Source organism: Brevibacterium sp. K72, from assembly GCF_050562175.1.
GTDB classification, from domain to species: domain Bacteria; phylum Actinomycetota; class Actinomycetes; order Actinomycetales; family Brevibacteriaceae; genus Brevibacterium; species Brevibacterium casei.
This window is the reverse complement of record NZ_CP191582.1, coordinates 2,529,161-2,545,495: the sequence shown is the minus strand read 5'-3', so window position 1 is coordinate 2,545,495 and position 16,335 is coordinate 2,529,161. Positions and strand designations below refer to the sequence as shown.

Below are 16,335 nucleotides of genomic sequence, written 5' to 3'. Positions count from 1 at the left end.
TCCGATCATGGAGGGGCAGCACTCCCCACCCACAAAGGAATCCCGAAGTGACTTTGAGCCCCATCAGAGCACGCGACCGCCTGGTCGACGACACCTGCACACGGGCCGTGACCGAGCACGGCCTGCTCTTCATGGTCTCCGGCTACGCGGGGACCGGCAAGACCTGGCTGCTGCGCGCGATCGGCGAGCGGATGATCACAGCGTCGACGGTCTGCTTCGCCACCGCCGACGAGTTCGAGAAGGAGATCCCGTACAGCTTCATCGAACGGCTCCTGAGCACCTGCGCCGCTCCCTTCCCGATCATCGATCCGACGCGTCCGCCGATGGAGATCGCCCGGGAGATCCTGCTCGGGCTCATGGACAAGGGCGACGACCGACTGCGGACGATCATCGTCGACGACGCCCAGTGGATCGACATCGAATCCCGGCTGGCGCTCCGCTACATCGTGCCGCGCGTGATGCGACAGGGACTCTTCATCGTCGTCGCCGGACGACTGCCCGACATGGATTCGACCGCGATGACGTTCTTCGCCGATCTCGCCGAATCGACCCCTGGAGGGATCACGAAGGTCCTCGAACCGCTCAGCGTCGAGGAGATCCGGGCCCTGGCCGTCGACGTGCTCGGGGCGTCGATCTCCCCGTTCACCGCCGAGACGCTGCGCAATTCGACGGGTGGGTCGTTCCTCGGCATCGACAGCATCTTCCGCCGCATCACCCCGCAGGAGCGCAACAAGCTCCACCTCCTCTGGGACATCCCCATCCGCGGCGTCGAACCGGCGCGCAACCCGCTTCTCGGACCGTTCCACACGCTGCCGCCCGCCGCGAGGGCGGCCGTGGAGATCGTCTGCTGTGCGGGTCCGGAGACCAGACCGACGACCGTCGCCGAAGTGGCCGACCGCCTCGGCGAGGACGTCGAGATCGGTCCCGCTGTCGCCGCCTCCGTGCTCACGGAGTCCGGGTTCGGTTCGACGGTGTCCCCACGGCATTCGCTCATCGCCCACGCGGTGCGGCAGATGCTCCCCCGCGCTCGGGCCCAGGCGATCTACCGGGCCCTGGCACCGAGCGCGCAGGGATTCCGGAGGATGTGGTATTCGCTCAGCGGGGCCGCCGAATGGAGTCCGGAGCTCGCCGAGGCGGTGCGGGAATTCATCGACGACGCCGTGGTCAGACGCAGCTATGCGACGATCAACGATGTGCTCCGGCGAAGCCTTGACTTGGCGACCGGCAGCGACCGGGATGCGCTCCTCATCCGGCTCGGCCTCTTCAATATGGAGAACAAGACCGTGTACTCGCTCTTCGACCTCGCCCCCGAGTTCGAAGCCCTGCCGGAGACACCGGTGAGGGAGTGCATCATGCTCACGATCATGGCCTACCGCAAGGACCAGGAGTTCCCCCGGGCGCGGTTGGCGAAGTTCCTCGCGCTCGAGCACACGGATGCCGATGTGCGCACCCTGCAGGCCTATGCCGGCTTCCTCTCCGTCGTCGAGGTCATCCGCAGTCAGGACTACGACCACCTGCCGGCTGTCGTCGCCGAGGCCAAGGCGATCATCGCCCGCGGACCGGAGACACCGGAGGAGGTGAGCGATCCCGCTCTCGCGTGGATGGTCGCCCCCGGACCGGTCCTCGTGCTCCTGGACACCCTGACGATGCTCCAGTCCGTCGTCGTCTCCGATGCCGTCACCGTCTCCGGCATGCTCGATGACCTTGTGCCGCAGGTCCTCGCCCTCCCGCCGTCGCCGCACAAGGTGGATGCGCTCACGCCGCTCGCGATCGTGGCGATGATGATCGGTGAGATCAACCGGTCCCGTTCGCTGGCGGCGACCGCCGTCGACCTCCTCGAGCAGGTGGGACGCACATGGGGAGAGGGCACGGTCCGGCTCATCCACGCGCACACGACCTCGCTGCTCGGATCGCTCGATGAGGCGGCCGAGCTCGTCGAACTCGCCACGGAGTCGAGCGGAAGCACGATCGACGTCGAGACGAGGCTGCCGCTGAGCGGACTGCAGGCGTAGGTGAACGCGGTCCGCGGGGTGCCCGACTTCATCGACCTCGACGCGCAGACGGACCGGCAGACGAGTCTGGCTTGGCAGCCGTACGCCGCTGACATGATCGTCAACGCCGAGTGCGAGCGGGCGCGGGCCGCCGGCGATCCGCAGGGCGTCATCGACGCCTCGGCCCCGCACAGGGTGCGCTCGCTCGTCGGCACCCAGCGGGGGTTCCTCAACTATCGGACTCATGCGCTCATCGACCTCGAACGCCTCGGCGAGGCTGCCGAGCTCATCGGCACCCTCATCGACAAGCGGGGCCGGGGGTGGCAGCCGTACTGGGGATCACTCGAATGGGCGCAAGCCAGGTTGCTCTCCGGGTTCCTCGGCACCGCCGGGGCCGGGAGCGAGGAGGCACGGGCAGGTGTCGAGCGGGCGGGCCTCTCCCCCGATCGGATCGGCGCGGAGGAAGTGGCCCGACTCTTCGACGAGGCGGTCGGGGACGACCGTTTCCCACTCCCCCACGCGCTCACCCTCCGTGACTACGGAACGTTCCTCATCGCCGAGGGCCAGCGGGCGCGGGCGCGGACGATGCTCGAGCGATCCCTGGCGACGGTGCGGCGGATCGGCGCGGCGGCCTATCTGCCGAGCATCCGCGACGTCCTCGGCTCGGTGTCGCAGGCGGAGCGGGATCTCCTCTCCTCGCTCACCGCGCGCGAGCGGGAGATCAGTCGTCTCCTCGCACAGGGGCGGAGCAATCAGGAGATCGCCGCCGAGCTCTTCGTCGCCCCTGCCACGGTCCGCTATCACGTCTCGAACGTGCTCCGGAAACTCGAGCTGAGCAGACGCAGCCAGGTCGCCGCCGTGTTCCACGAATCGGGCATCGCCGTCGGGGACTGACCAGGCGCCGCGCGGGGCAGGCGGTATGCGGGAGGCTGGACCGGGTGACGTGGTCGCGGCCCGGTGCCTGAGTCGCGGCGGGTGCCTCAGTCGCGGCGAGTGCCTCAGTCGCGACGGCGGACGGTGCGCACGAGTGCCGCAGTCGCGGCGGGTGCCTCAGTCGCGGCGGCAGACGGTGCGCACGAGTGCCGCACCGACGCCGGCGAGGATCGCACCGACGACGGCGAGCCACCACATCGCACCACCGGTGCGCGGCAGGTCACCCCCGCCGTCACCGACCACGGCAGAGCCGTTCGCCGACGACTCTTCGTTCGCTGCGGCATCGACGTCAGCGCTCGCTCCTGCGGAGGCAGAGCTCGAACCGGAGGCGCCGTCGGTATCCGCTGACGCGTCGGAGGAGGCAGCATCGGCTGTCGAGTCAGAGCCCGCCGTCGCGTCCGACTCCGCAGTCGCGTCCGAATCAGCCGTCGCGCTCGAGTCCGTGCTCGAATCATCCTCCGCGTCCGACCCGGCGTTCGAGTCGGGGCTGTCGTCCGCCTCGGCGTCATCACCGCCGAGTTCGAGGAGCACATCGAAGCTTCCCTGCCGGAGACCCACATTCGACCTGTTGCCCGATGTCGCCTCGACCGGGAAGTCGTAGCCGATGGTCACCGGAGTCGTCGCACCCTTGGCCAGCGGGATCTCCATGACCTGCGTCGTACCGGCGGAATCGAGCTCCCTGATCGAGGAGGAGCCCCGGTTCCAGGTGATGCGGAGGTCGTCGTAGAACTCATCGGCGATCGGAGTCTCGAGGAGGTCGACGTTGACGATGCTCACCCGCAGAGTGCCGCCGGTAGGGCCATCGTTGCGGACCGTGAGAGTGCGCGACGTGGAGTCACCGGGGACGGTGACGGGGAACCCGACGAAGCTCTCGGTCGTCGTGTCGCTGTAGGCACTGCCGTCCCAGGACATCTGGATGGCTCTGCTGCTGTCTGCCGCGAGGGCCGGAGCCCCGGGGATCAGGACGGCGAGGAGGGCGACGAGAAGGGTGCGGACGAGTCTCACCGGCCGACACCTCCCGGACGGAAGGTCTCGTACTTGAAGACGATGTCCCGGTTCGGCTCCTGCTTCGGGTCGAGCCCGAGGCGAATCTTCGCGTTCCACGAGTCCTTTGCCTCGACCTTCGTCCCGGCGGGATCCTCTGCGGTGACGGTCGCAGTGTTCTCGTACTGGCCGACCTCGCCGTTGTTCTTCAGCTTCGCGCTCACGCACCAGTACTCGATCGTCGGATCGGTGGTCTCGGAGTACTCAGCGCTCACCGGGGTCGACCGGAGGTCCTGCGCTGTGGTCGGGGTGTTCGCGACCGTGCACCCGCTCGGTGCTCTCACCCGGAAGACGCTGACATCGGAGGCACCGAAGATGCCTCCGGACCAATCCGGTGGGGTGAGTTCGTACCGCAGGCCCTTGTTGCCCTGGCTGAGCGAGTCCGTCTGCAGCGCAACAGCGACCTCGCCGTCCTTGAGCAGCGTCTCGGCTTCGGCGGCGCCGAGGCTGACGGAGGCCTTCTTGTCCTTTGCCGCCTGCGTGTCATCGACTCGACCCGCGGCGAAGTACTCGTAGCCGCTGGAGATCTCACCGGTCCCGGAGGCGTTGTCGCTCCACAGGGCGAGTGTGCCGCCGCCGATGCCGAGGAGGATGCCGAGCACTGCCGCGAGACTGAGGATGAGGGTGTTCTTGAGTGAGATGTTCGACTTCACGGGCGCACTCCCGGCTCCCGCACCTGGTCGAGGGTGAAGGTGAAGCGGCCGAGGTCGGCCACCTGGACGGGACTCTCGGCCCCGACGCGGTCGCTCATATCGGCGAAGTCGAGGGTGACGGCCACGGAGAAGTCATCGGTGCGTCCGTCGTTGCCGGTCACCAGACGGTTCTCGTCGAGGACGAGATCCGAGCCGACGGGGGTGGGCTCGCCGAGGCGGGTGCCCGTCGAGTCGAGAACTGTGTAGTCCGCGGTGACACCCTCGGGCAGCTCAGCGGGTTCGGCCCAGTCGACGGCGATCCGGGCGGACATGTTGTCGCCTTCGATGCGCGTGGTGAAGTCCTGGGTCATCTCCACGGTGTCGCCTTGGCGGACGAGAAAGGTCTCCGGGTCGATCGTCCGGCCGGAGTTCGCGACATCGCTCGACGTCTCCGTCCACGTGGTCTCCCCCGCAGTGACGTCGAGGTCGCCGGCGATGATCGCTGCCGGCGCCGTGTTGCCTGCGGTCTTCCACATGGCCATGGTGCCGCCGCCGGCGGCCGTGCCCGCGATGAGGACTGCGGTGGCCAGGAGCGGCAGGCGCCAGCTGGTCCTCGTCGTCATGATCTCGCCTCCGTCTCGGATGCCTCGGTACTGTGTGTCTCAGCGCTGCTGCCCGCGGATCCCACGGCAGCGCTGCTCATCGCGGGCGCCGCATCATCGCCTGCCGCGCATGCCTGGGAAGCCGTCGTCTTCCGGCGCCGGTCCACGGCCGCGGAGACGAACGCAAAAGCGGCGTAGGCGATGAGAAGAACGCCGATGCCGGCCACCAGCAGTCCCTTGTTGCCCCCGACGGCCTGCTGGACGTAGCCGAGTTTGGGGATCGAGTAGAGGACCTTGCCCATCACCTGGGCTTCGACGATGGGGGCGTCGTCGCTGCCGTTGGCGTCTCCGCGGGTGACGAAGGTCCGGCCCTCGTCGGTGTCGGTGACGGCGACGATTCGGTGGGTGATGAGCATCGGGTCGCCTGACCGGGGTTGGAAGGTCACCGGATCGCCGATGCGGTACTGCTCCTGCGGCACCGAGACGACGATGTCGCCGGGTTCGTACGTCGGCTCCATCGACCCGGTGAGCACGGTCAGGGCCGCACCGTTCATCACCTTGGGCACGACGCCCACGGCGACGACGAGGCCGAGGAGACCGAGGAGGAGGATGGCGAACACCCCGGACCGCAGTCCGCGTGCGAATCCTGAAGTCCGGGAGTGCCGCGCCATTCTCATCAACCTCGTGTCTCAGCCGCCTCGGCGGTGTTCAGTCTGCTCAGCGGTCCTGCTGGAGCTGGATGTTCGAGCCGGCCAGAGCAGCCTGCTGCTGGACGAGCTCGCGGTTCGGGGTGTCCTTGGCGAATTCGGCGGTGACGACGACGTTGAAGTCGGCGGTGCCGTCGACGACCGTGCCCGCTGCCACCTGGGTGCCACCGGGAGCGGTGTTGTCGGACGAGACGAGGGAGACCTCGACACCGGCGTTGTCACCGGTCGCGATCTCCTTGCCCGCGGCGTCCTGAACGCTGTACTTGAGGCTCAGACCCTCGGCGAGAGCGCCTTCGAGCTGGCCGCCTCCGGCGAGCTTGAGCTTCGCGACCATGTTGTCGCCTTCGAGTCCGACGTCGACGCCGTACGTGCCCTGGACGGTGTGGCCCGGGATGATCTTGAAGGTCTTGAGGTCGATGTCGTGCGGGTTGTCGGGGCGGTCGGCCGAGATGTCCTGCCACTTCGACTCGGTGACGTTGACGTCGAGGTTACCGGCGGTGATCTGACCGCCGTCGGCATCGGCGCTGTCGGACCAGAGGGCGAAGGTTCCGCCACCGAGGAGCAGGGCTGCTCCGGCTGCTCCGGCGATGATTCCGAGGGTCTGCTTCTTCACGATTCTCTCCTGTTGTCGTGTTTCGGTTCTACTTCACTGCGCCAGAGGCGGAGCAGGTCATTGATTCGCCTGGGTTCAGGCGGGTCTTCGGGCACTTCACCGAGGAAGTGGGAAGTCTGTCGTCGACGACGGTGATGCCGTCGAGGGGGGTCTTGCCCGTGTTCGTCACGAGGTAGGTCCAGGTCACGGTCGTGCCGTCTGGGACCGAGTCACCGGCAGGGATCTCCTTCGCCCCGTCGAGTCCCGCTGCGGTCGGGGTGTCCCACGCCTTCTTCTCGATCGAGATGCCGGGTACGAGCGTCTGCTTGTTCGTCACGGTGCATTTGACCGTGTCGCCGGCGGTGACGTCGAAGCCGATGCTGTCCGCGGTCACGGAGATCTTCTTCCCGTTGATGCGGCATTCGGCGCCGTCGAGCTTCCACCCCTCAGCGGTCTGCTTGTCGCTGAGGAGCTCCTCGATGGTCACCTTCGAGGCGCTTGCGGGCTTCGGGGTGGAGAACTTCACCTGGTAGTCGACCGTCGACGTGTCCCCGGTCGTCTGCTGCCGGGCCGGGGCGAGGGTTCCCGGCGCCGAGGCGGTGGCTGAGAAGGTCCATCCCGCACCGCCGGGGCTCGGGCTTGCGGCTCCGTAGGCGAGGGTCTTCTTATCGATCTCGATGTCGGCACGGCACGTCGCTCCCTTGGCCATGCTCGCCATGAGGTCGGCGAGCTCCTCCCACCCGGCTTGGAAGTAGTCGGCGTCGTTGATCGACTCGCCGGTGGTGTACTTCGTGCCGCCGGAGATCGCTGCGAGGTTGGCTCCGCCGCTCGAGACTCCCTCACCGACGCCGACGGCCATGACACGGCTGCCCTTGGCCTTGACGGCGTTGGCGGAGAAGACTGCTGATTCGATCTCGTCGAAACTGGTGGTCGAGCCGTTGGAGTCGGCGTTGCTCGTGTTGTTGATCGAGTAGGTCGGCATGCCGTCGGTGACGACCACGACGAGGTCGTAGGGGTCTGCGGTGTTGGCGACCTCCCACATCGCGCTGTCCCAGTTCGTGCCGCCGCCTGTGGCGTAGGCGTCGATGCGGGACTTGATCGTCTCGGCGTTGCTGCCTGGGTCGATCGACATCGACGGCCAGTTGCGGCCGTCGTCGGTGTTGCTGCGCGGCGAGTCATTGGAGAAGGTGTAGAGGGCCATCGACGAGCTCGTGCCCTTGAGCGCGTCGACCATACCCTTCGACGCGTCCTTGAGGGTGCCCAGGGCGCCGGAGTTCGACACGGAACCTGAGAGGTCGAGGACGAGGGCGACACGGAGGCCGGCCGAGCATGAGACCTGCAGGGCGGGGTTGCGGCGGGTGTTCTGCCAGGTGCCCGTCGAATTCGTCGTGATGTTGCGGCGGCCGGTGTTCATGAACTGGTCACCCGAGCGGTATGTCTGTCCATTGCGCAGCTCTGTTCCGGTGCGGAAGGCGTAGCGTTCGCTCGAGTGGTTCGATGAGGTGCCGACGATGAGGCGGTCGTTGGCGCTCCACCCTTCGGGAGCGGATTCCTGGACGACCCAGAATCGCTTGTCGCGGTTGGCCTGGTTCTCCCACCCACAGAAGACGAGGAGCGAGCAGACCCATTTCCGGTTGGTCTGGGGAACGGTGAACGAGCAGTCGCCGTCGCGGTCGGAGGTGCATGACGCCCAGGTCTCGCTGAGCGGGCTGCCGATGCTTCCTGAGCGGTCAGAGTAGAGGCGCAGCTTCACGCCCTGGAGTCCGTTGACGGTGGTCTCGCTGGTCCGGTCACCGCCGACCTTGACGGTGATGACGGCGTTGTCGCCGGAGGCGCTGGGAACCGATTGAGGCGCGACGGACTTCGGGGATGTGGCGCGTCTGCCGCTCTCCGGAGAGTCCTTCCCCTCTGACGCGTCGCTCTTCGCGGGAGCATCGCCCTTCGCCGGAGCATCGTCCTTCGCCGGGGTCTCGCCGTCGGTCGGCGCGCTGTCCTTGTTCGACGGGACATCGCCGGTCGCAGGCGGCTCTGCCTGGGCGAGGTTCTGTGCCGAGGTGGGGGCCTCAGCGGGGATGGGGGCCTCGGAGGGGGATGTCGCCTGTGCTGCGGGGACGATGGAGAATACGGTGATCAGGACGGCGGCGATGGTGATCCCGGCCCGGGTGAGCCGGTTCTTCTGCGGGTTTCTCAACGATCTCCTCGAACAGCATGAAGCAACGGTTCGAGTCTAGGAATCTGCGGACGTTTCGACCCTGGCCGAATGGATGGGTTCGGCGTTGGGAAAGTGTTGGGTTCGGCGTTGGGTGCGGCGTTGGGTACGGTCCCCGGGGACCGGTTGTCTCATGCCCGCATTCAATGCCGGTGTCCGCCCAACTGCGACTGAGTGAGAAGGGCACCCTTTCGCGAGACGATCAGCTCAGCGTCTGTGGTCGGGCAAGCCGTCTTTCCACGTGCGACACCTCAGAGTACACGGCGCTCAGAGTGAAGTCGCCACGATCACGCGCTCTCTTCTGTTCGGCTCAACACTTCAGCTGTGTCGTCCTGACGCTGCCACTCCCCCGAGGATGTCGACAAACGATCCCTCATCGTCCGGGGACCTCAACTTGTGCGTCTGTCATTCACCCGAGGATGTCGATGAGTCCTGGAACCGCGATCCTCGGAAGGGATCCCGAGGTCGCGAAACGGCCCCAGATCCTCCGCAGCTCAGGGCCGGCCACCTCGGCGGCGACACCGTAGTTGAGGAAGCTCGAGTCCCAGACCGGACCGGGGAAGAGCAGCGGCAGGTCTCCGGAGTGGGCGGCGTCGAAGAAGCTGCCGTCGCCGCGGGAGACGATGAGAAGGCGGGCACCCTGACCGCCGGCCATCCGGTGGCGGTCGTAGAATTCCTTGGCCGCTCGGGTGTAGACCGCCGAGGTGATGCCCGAGATGAGGGATTCGAGCATCGGCGAGGTGAGCCTGCGGTCGTGGAGGCGGTGGAAGGCGGGAACGAAGCCGGCGAAGAATGCGATCTCGCGTTCGGTGCGGGTCATGAGCACGTCGTACTTCGGCGCCTCCCGCGCCCATGCCGCTGCCGCCTCGGAGCGGGACGGCAGGGGGTAGTCGCCGTAGTGGACGCCGAAGCACATGCCGGCGTGGAGTCCTCCGACGAGAGCGGCCTTGTGCACCTCGTCCTGAGCGGCGAGGATCTCGGAGACGGTCGCGCCGTCGGGGATGCGGGCTGCGACCTTCGCCATGGCCCAGTTCATCGAGTCGGTGCCGCCGGAGAGCCCCAAGGGGGCGGAGGCCATGATCACGCGCGAGAACAGGCCGTCGGTCGCCTCGGCGATCATGAGATGGGCGCACGCGTCGGCACCGGCACTCTGACCGGCGAGGGTGACGTTGTCTGGGTCGCCTCCGAAGGCGGCGATGTTGCGCTGCACCCACCGAAGCGCGGAGATCTGGTCGAGCAGTCCGAGATTGGAGTGCTCGGGTCTGCCCTGGCCCAGGTAGCCGAGCACGCCGAGGCGGTAGGTGACGGAGACGACGATGATGTGCTGTTCGTCGACGAGGGTGTGCGGGTCGTAGATCTCGGCGTCGCCTGCCCCGGTGACGTACGCCCCGCCGTGGATCCATACGAGCACGGGCAGTCTTGGACCGTCTCCGGTCAGCGGCGTGTCGATCGGCATCGTCACACTCAGCCGCAGGCAGTCTTCGCTGGTGCTCAGTCCGCCGATCTGATCGAAGCTGATGTCGGCGTTGGGATCGACCCGGTGCTGGGGGCTCGCGGGACCTGGCCTCGTGGCGTCGATGACGTCGACGGCGGGTTCGTCGACGGGGTGGGCGAACCGTTCGGCCCGCGCATAGCGGATGCCGCGGGCGCGGACGACGGTGCCGTCGACCGTCGCACGTACCCGTCCGCAGGGAGCGGGGATGTCGAAGGGTGCGCTCATCCTCGGCGGGTCAGTGCGAGGGCTGAACCGGGGGTTCGGCAGACCAGGGGAAGACGATCCACTGGTCGGTGCGCTTCCAGACGAAGTCCGGGTCGACGATGGAGGCGGACTTCGCGTAGATGACCGCGGACTGGGCCTCGGCGCCGTTCTTCTTGAGAAGTTCGAGGACGAGGGCGAGCGTGCGACCCGAGTCGGCGACGTCGTCGACGACGAGGAGCTTCTTGCCTTTGATCGCGTCGATGTCGAGCATCGGGGCAAGCAGGATCGGGTCGGGCAGAGTCTCTTCGACGTCGGTGTAGAACTCGACGTTGATGGCGTCGGAGAGCTTCAGCCCCAGGGCATAGGCCAGTGCACCGGCGGGAAGGAGTCCGCCGCGGGCGATCGCGATGACGATCTCGGGATCGTAGTCGGAGTCGGCGATGGTCTGGGCGAGCTCCCTGGCCGACTGTCCGAAGGTGTCCCAGGTGAGGATCTCCTTGTCGGTGAGGTCGGACGAATCGGCGTGGTAGGCCTGGCTCATGGGATCTCCTTCTAAGGTCAGCGGCTCGCGGTCCAGCGGGGGATCGATCCGTCGAAGTTCGGTCCCGCGGGGTTCGTCCCGTCGGGATTCTGTCCGACGGGCTCCGTCCCTCGGGGATCGATCCATCGGGATTCGGGCCGTCGGGATTCCAAGGATACGCGTCCAAGCGGCCGGACTGCCATCCGAATCGGCGGCACCGTTTCACCGGATCGACTCAGACAGTGCAGGAGGGAACCCTTCCCTCACCAGGGACGCATGACGGCGGTTCAGCCGCGCCATCCGAGCCCACTGGTGCCCCAGCTGTGCCCGCGCATCAGCGAACGGAGTCCTCCAGTACTCCTGCCTCCTCGATCATGAACCCGCGCCTCTCCGGCAGCTCCGCGGCAATCCAGTACTCCCCGGTGTGGGCGTTGCGTTCGAGGTACCGGTAGTCGATGAGTTCGCGTCGGAGGCGGGCGAAGTCCGGGTGGAACCGACCCAGGTGCGCATTGAGTTCCTTCTCCGTATAGACCCGGTCCGCGTCGAGGCTCGCGCGGATGTCGAGGAGGAGGACGACGAGGGCACGGCGCTTGGTGGGAATGGCGGTGAACGCACCGTCCTTGACGAAGGTCGCGCGGACCTTGTTCTTGTAGCGCTCGAGGGCGGCTTGGGCTTCGAGGTCCGGCGCTTCCGTCTGCCTCACGAGGTTCTCGGTGAGCAGTGCCGCGCGAGCGGACGTGTAGTTGTCCCCCGTCTCGGCCATGCGGGCGCGGATGAGGCTCTTGAAGTCGCTGTTCTTGGTCATCGTGGTCGATCCTTGCTCGACCGAGCTTCGCCCCAGCTCGATGCCCGGTCAGGAATTCACCACTGACAGGACGATCCGAGGATTCGCTCCCCTTCGCCGAATGGTCTGCAGGCTGGGGTGTCAGACCGCGGCTGGGCGTCGGATGCGCCACTGGGTCCGAGTATAGCGGCTGCGCCAGCGCTTGGAGCGTCGTTCACCCGTCGGCGGGTCCGAGGTAGAGCCAACGGCCCGCGCGACGGGCGAACGACGAGTTCTCCTCGAGCACGTGTTCGCCGAGGCTGTCTCGATAGTGGGCACGGAAGTGGACCGTTCCCGTGCCGTCGTCTTCGCCGCCGGCGGTCGTGCCGAGAACCTCGAGTCGGGTCCATGTCACCAGGTCGTCGACTCCGAGATCGGTCGGTCGCGTGCGAGGGTGCCACGTGCGGAACAGGTGGTCGGCGTTCTTCAGGCTGAAGGCGGTGAAGCGCGAACGCATGAGCGCCTCGGCGGTGGTGGGCCACACTTGACCATCAAGGGCGGGCCGGCAGCAGTCTTCGAAGCTGGCTCCTGGGGGCATTCCCGAGCACGGGCAGATCATCAACGCGTCTTACCTCAACTGTCCGAACCGGGGTCGACATAGAAGTCTTCGGGCTCGAGCTGGATCCACTCAGTGAACTGCCCGGTGCCGTTGCGCTTCTCCAAGTGGATGGTCTCGTCGTCGCCGAGCACCTCGGCGATCCGGCTGTAGGCATCGTCGGCATCTTCGCGAGTCTCATAGTGGACGACGAATTCTCGCGGCATGAGCTCTGTGCCGTCCTCGGTCATCTCGACCATGCCCTTCTGGGCGAAGTCCTCGTCCTCTCGCACCTCGAGCCTGAGCCTGTAGACCCCTGTGCTGACACGGTTGTCGTTCTGTTCGCTTTCGAAGTACTCGACCGCTTCACTCATGTCACGCCGCCCTCTCTCGCGTCGGTTGCGAGTCCACCTTATGCCTCTTCGGCCGGAAGCGGCAGAGTTCTCTTCGCAGGGAAAGTCGAGGTTGTCCTCCCAAAAAAGTCGAGCTCGATCGAATCGCGATCTGCCAGACCCGCGGTCACGGCCGCCGGCTGCCCATGTTGCGAATCGGACAATGGCGGGTCGCCACGGGACATGCGAATATGGGGAGATGACTACCGTCTTTCTCTCAGGTGATCCGAAGTCCGACGAACTCCTCGCTGATGACCCCTTCGCCCTGCTCACCGGAATGCTCCTTGACCAGCAGGTGCCGATGGAGGTCGCCTTCGCAGGTCCGGCGAAGCTCGCCGACCGACTCGGCAAGCTCGATGTGCATGAGATCGCTGAGATGAACCCGGATGAGTTCCTCGAGAAGTTCGCCGAGAAGCCGGCTGTGCATCGGTTCCCAAAGTCGATGGCGGCGCGAGTGCAGAAGCTCGCCGAGGCGATCGTCGATGATTACGACGGCGATACCTCAGCGATCTGGACGAGCGGGGATCCGACGGGTGCCGAGGTGCTCAAGCGGCTGAAGAAGCTCCCGGGATTCGGGGAGCAGAAGGCGAAGATCTTCCTCGCTCTCCTCGGCAAGCAGTTCGGTCTGCAGGCGTCGGGGTGGCGTGAGGCCGCTGGTGACTACGGCACCGAGGGCAGTCGCCGCTCGATCGCTGATGTTGTCGACGAGGACACCCTCCAGGAGGTCCGGGCGTTCAAGAAGCAGGCCAAGGCCGCAGCGAAAGCAGCGAAGAAATAGTTCGACACTGACCGGCACTCCCCTGGGGACCGGGCTGTGCCCAGAATCGACTGCAGGCAGGGCTGTGCCCTCTCACCCAGCCGCGTCCGGCCAGTCTTTACTGCCGGCCTCGTCCCCGTCAGCCCTGTTGCGCTCATCCACGGACTCCGCCGCGAGACCGTCGGAGTTCTCCATGCTGGGCCCGGACTCGTCAGGGTGGTCGTCGAAGAGAGACGCGATGATCTCCTCGGCCAGGAACCGCGGATGCAACAGTGGTCGTCGGGCAGGATCCACCGACGCCGGTGGTCTCCACGCCGGACGCCCATCCAGAAGCATGAGCATCTCCCAGTCGCAGCGATCCAACAGGTGATGGTGGGCACTGCAGGCCAGAGCCAGATTGTTGATCGTCGTCTTCCCACCCCTGGCCCAGGGCACCACATGATTGGCCTCACACCACCCCGGGGGCGCATCACACCCGGGGAACGTACACCCCTTGTCACGGGCGGTGATGACCGCGACCTGTTTCTTGTTCGCGAACCGTTTCTCCGTCATCACCTGCATCGTGTGCGCGGTCTCACTCATGAGGTGGAAGAACACGTCCCCGTTGAGCCCGTTCGTGGCCAGTTCGTCGATCGGGATCGGGGTCTCGACCCCGGTCGTGCCCTCCCCAGTCCGATGAGCGAGGTCCTCAGCGGTCGCGGTCACCACGAGAGCGTAAGGCGACCCGGTACCGGCCTGGTCCATGCTGATCCGAGAGATCAGGGTGGCGAAGCGTTCATAGATCCACGCCCGCGCCGAAGGCCGCTGCCCGGTGAGGTCGACCGGGGTACCGTCCTCACGCACCCCAACACCAACCGGGAAACCGGAAGCCACGCCGCCTGTGGTGTTGGTCGGATCGGTGATTCCGGCCGAAGTGGCAGAACCCGTGCCGCCCGGGATGCCGTCGCCGTCACCGTTGCCGAGCATGTGGGCGTCGTCGGTGGCAGGCGGGACTGCCCAGTCTGGGGGTGCCTGCGGGATCGACAGGGGCGCATCGTGGAGGTCCCCATGGAGGACCTGATCGACGATCTCGAAGAGCGCATCTTGGCCCCCAGCAGCACTACTGCCGTCTGTCGATGCGCCGGAGCACCCGGGGGGCGCGGTCTTCGAAGCATCCTCTCCTGCCAGAGGCGCGTCGCCCTGGTCTGCGTCAGCGTTGCTGTGACCGACACCGGCACCGCCGGCGGTACCGTCGAGGGTGACTGAGTGGATGCGGGAGGTGAGCAACCCGTTCAATGCCGCCCCGGACACCGGGTCGAGCAGTCCCCCGAGCACCCAGTCCCCATTGCGCTTGGGCCGAACCGTCACCGAATAGTCCGTACGCGGGGTCTCCTCACAAGGTTTGGCCCCGTCGGGGTCGATATAGGCAAGCATCCGATCGAAGATCCCCCGCAGATCCTTCACCCGCACCTGGGGTGCATAGTCGACGAGGCGTTTCTCCACATCGGCCCGCTGCTCGGCTGACACCCAGGCGGGCAGGTCATCAAGGCAGTCATCGATGGCTTTCGCCTGCCCTGCCGAGAGCATGCCCGCATGGAGGCCATCGGCGACTTCCGGACACAACGGTTGCAGGGCTTGCCCGGTGGTATCGACCCTGCCCCCGAGGTTCTTCGCCAACTCGGCCCGCCGGTTCGCCTCGGTCGGGGTGAGGTTGAGCCGGTCGCGGATGAGGGATTTCGTGTCCTTGGCACCTGTGTCCGTTGGTGTTCCGACACGTTCGTAGACCGACAGGGCCAGGGTGGAAAGCGCCTCGGTGATCCGGGACAGGGCCTCGGTGCCATCGATGAGCAGGAGAGCCTCATCCGGGCCCATGGGCCGGTCGAAGGAGCGCAACCCGGTGCTGAAGTCCATGAGCGTGGTGATGCTGGTCGTGACTTCCGGAGCGAACCCCGACAGGTCCGCCCACGCGGTGTCAGTGAGCAGAGGGTGGCGACTCACCCACCCAGGAGCATCAGCCGTCTCGACGGTGCCTGTGCCGACAGTCTCCGGGGTGTCCGTGGTGGGGGTGTCGACGGGAACCGACGTTTTGGAGTCATCAGGAGACTGCGGGATCAATGAGCCGGACGGGAGGGGCCCAGGGGTGTTGGTTGAGTTCGCGGGAGTCGACGGCACCCGCTGTGACTGGCCATTGCGGGCGGTCGCGGGCAGGTCGCCGGGATGGGCGGTGTCGTCTGGGATCGGGTGTTCGGGGTCCTGTGAGGGAGCATCGCCGGGCCACTCCCCCGTCTCTTCTCCGCCGTTGTCTCGGCGAGGTCCGAAGAGGTCGATATCGGAGTCATCGATCGTGGAGAAGTAGTCGAATGCGGGGTCCTCGGGGACCGGGGTGTTGGTGGTGACGGGGTCGAGGGCGTCGAAGTCGTCGGCGAGGGGGTGTCCGGTGAGGTCGAATCCGGCCTGGGCGAGTTGGTCGCGCAGTGACTGGAGTTCTTCGCTGATCGCCTCGTCACGTGGACCATCAGCCGCGGGTGTCCTGCGGGAGTTCGTCGACGTCTCATCGGGCCCGGGCGCATTCTGCGAGGGAGTCGGAGCGTGTCGCTTCGGCTTCTTCGGGGTGCGGTCCGGGGTGAGAGTCATGGCCTCCTGGTCCATTCATCAACGTCGGTGTTGATGCTCCTATTATACACCTATTTCGGCGTTGTCAATGGTTTTCTTTGTTTTTTGTTCGACTATTTGACTACTGTTCTATGCGCTTCGAATCCCTCGTCAACTCTTCTTGTTCTCAACTTTGCTGGGTGTGTGATGGTCTGCGCTTCTGATCAGGGGCGAATGTGCGCGGTGACTCTCCGAACGCCTTAGCAGTGGTCCCCGGTCGGCTGGGGCGTGAGGCCGATCGACGCGGTCGGTTCGGCTTGGTTGCAGC

At 66.5% G+C, this 16,335-nt stretch carries 15 protein-coding genes; 3 read left to right on the top strand and 12 right to left on the bottom strand.

What is annotated here, in order from left to right; translation table 11 throughout:
- Positions 1–107: 107 nt before the first annotated feature.
- Both ACQ1RG_RS11405 and ACQ1RG_RS11400 read left to right on the top strand, forming a co-directional pair.
- Positions 108–2,012 carry a hypothetical protein gene (locus ACQ1RG_RS11405; protein ID WP_430600134.1) on the top strand — a complete coding sequence of 635 codons (1,905 nt, stop codon included), beginning with the start codon at positions 108–110 and terminating at the stop codon, positions 2,010–2,012.
- On the top strand, positions 2,013–2,885 hold the full coding sequence (locus tag ACQ1RG_RS11400; RefSeq protein WP_430600133.1) for a response regulator transcription factor: 873 nt from the start codon (positions 2,013–2,015) through the stop codon (positions 2,883–2,885).
- 156 nt (positions 2,886–3,041) lie between these two features.
- Here ACQ1RG_RS11400 and ACQ1RG_RS11395 read toward each other — a convergent pair whose 3' ends face one another.
- From ACQ1RG_RS11395 to ACQ1RG_RS11345, 11 genes are all read right to left on the bottom strand, one after another.
- Positions 3,042–3,929 carry a hypothetical protein gene (locus ACQ1RG_RS11395; protein ID WP_430600132.1) on the bottom strand — a complete coding sequence of 296 codons (888 nt, stop codon included), beginning with the start codon at positions 3,927–3,929 and terminating at the stop codon, positions 3,042–3,044.
- The gene (locus ACQ1RG_RS11390) at positions 3,926–4,621 is read right to left on the bottom strand and encodes a SipW-dependent-type signal peptide-containing protein (protein WP_430600131.1); all 696 of its coding nucleotides are present in this window, start codon (positions 4,619–4,621) and stop codon (positions 3,926–3,928) included. The genes ACQ1RG_RS11395 and ACQ1RG_RS11390 overlap by 4 nt, the downstream gene beginning before the upstream one ends.
- Positions 4,618–5,223, bottom strand: coding sequence for an alternate-type signal peptide domain-containing protein (locus ACQ1RG_RS11385; protein WP_009375118.1), 606 nt, complete (start codon positions 5,221–5,223; stop codon positions 4,618–4,620). The genes ACQ1RG_RS11390 and ACQ1RG_RS11385 overlap by 4 nt, the downstream gene beginning before the upstream one ends.
- Positions 5,220–5,873 (bottom strand): signal peptidase I, encoded by a 654-nt coding sequence (locus tag ACQ1RG_RS11380; RefSeq protein WP_430600130.1) that lies wholly within the window; start codon positions 5,871–5,873, stop codon positions 5,220–5,222. The genes ACQ1RG_RS11385 and ACQ1RG_RS11380 overlap by 4 nt, the downstream gene beginning before the upstream one ends.
- 46 nt (positions 5,874–5,919) lie before the next feature.
- Positions 5,920–6,522: an alternate-type signal peptide domain-containing protein gene (locus ACQ1RG_RS11375; RefSeq protein WP_430600129.1), complete on the bottom strand. Its 603-nt coding sequence runs from the start codon at positions 6,520–6,522 to the stop codon at positions 5,920–5,922.
- Between the two features lie 28 nt (positions 6,523–6,550).
- Entirely contained in the window at positions 6,551–8,692 is a 2,142-nt protein-coding gene (locus ACQ1RG_RS11370; RefSeq protein WP_430600128.1) for a DUF7507 domain-containing protein, read from the bottom strand.
- Between the two features lie 427 nt (positions 8,693–9,119).
- Positions 9,120–10,430: a carboxylesterase family protein gene (locus tag ACQ1RG_RS11365; protein ID WP_063250964.1), complete on the bottom strand. Its 1,311-nt coding sequence runs from the start codon at positions 10,428–10,430 to the stop codon at positions 9,120–9,122.
- 10 nt (positions 10,431–10,440) lie between these two features.
- The gene (locus ACQ1RG_RS11360; RefSeq protein WP_167560804.1) at positions 10,441–10,950 is read right to left on the bottom strand and encodes a phosphoribosyltransferase; all 510 of its coding nucleotides are present in this window, start codon (positions 10,948–10,950) and stop codon (positions 10,441–10,443) included.
- Between the two features lie 313 nt (positions 10,951–11,263).
- Positions 11,264–11,734, bottom strand: coding sequence for a DUF2087 domain-containing protein (locus ACQ1RG_RS11355; protein ID WP_119297227.1), 471 nt, complete (start codon positions 11,732–11,734; stop codon positions 11,264–11,266).
- 193 nt (positions 11,735–11,927) lie between these two features.
- On the bottom strand, positions 11,928–12,236 hold the full coding sequence (locus ACQ1RG_RS11350; RefSeq protein ID WP_144587878.1) for a YchJ family protein: 309 nt from the start codon (positions 12,234–12,236) through the stop codon (positions 11,928–11,930).
- A gap of 89 nt (positions 12,237–12,325) precedes the next feature.
- A complete protein-coding gene (locus ACQ1RG_RS11345) occupies positions 12,326–12,661 on the bottom strand; it encodes a hypothetical protein (protein WP_009375101.1) in 336 nt (111 codons plus the stop codon).
- A 217-nt stretch (positions 12,662–12,878) separates the two neighbouring features.
- Between ACQ1RG_RS11345 and ACQ1RG_RS11340 the strand changes: the two genes are divergently transcribed.
- Complete coding sequence (locus ACQ1RG_RS11340) at positions 12,879–13,457, top strand: HhH-GPD-type base excision DNA repair protein (RefSeq protein ID WP_009375099.1); 579 nt, start codon at positions 12,879–12,881, stop codon at positions 13,455–13,457.
- Positions 13,458–13,529: 72 nt separating this feature from the next.
- Here the strand turns inward: ACQ1RG_RS11340 and ACQ1RG_RS11335 are convergent, their stop codons facing one another.
- The gene (locus ACQ1RG_RS11335; RefSeq protein ID WP_430600127.1) at positions 13,530–16,064 is read right to left on the bottom strand and encodes a DUF222 domain-containing protein; all 2,535 of its coding nucleotides are present in this window, start codon (positions 16,062–16,064) and stop codon (positions 13,530–13,532) included.
- Positions 16,065–16,335: the final 271 nt, after the last annotated feature.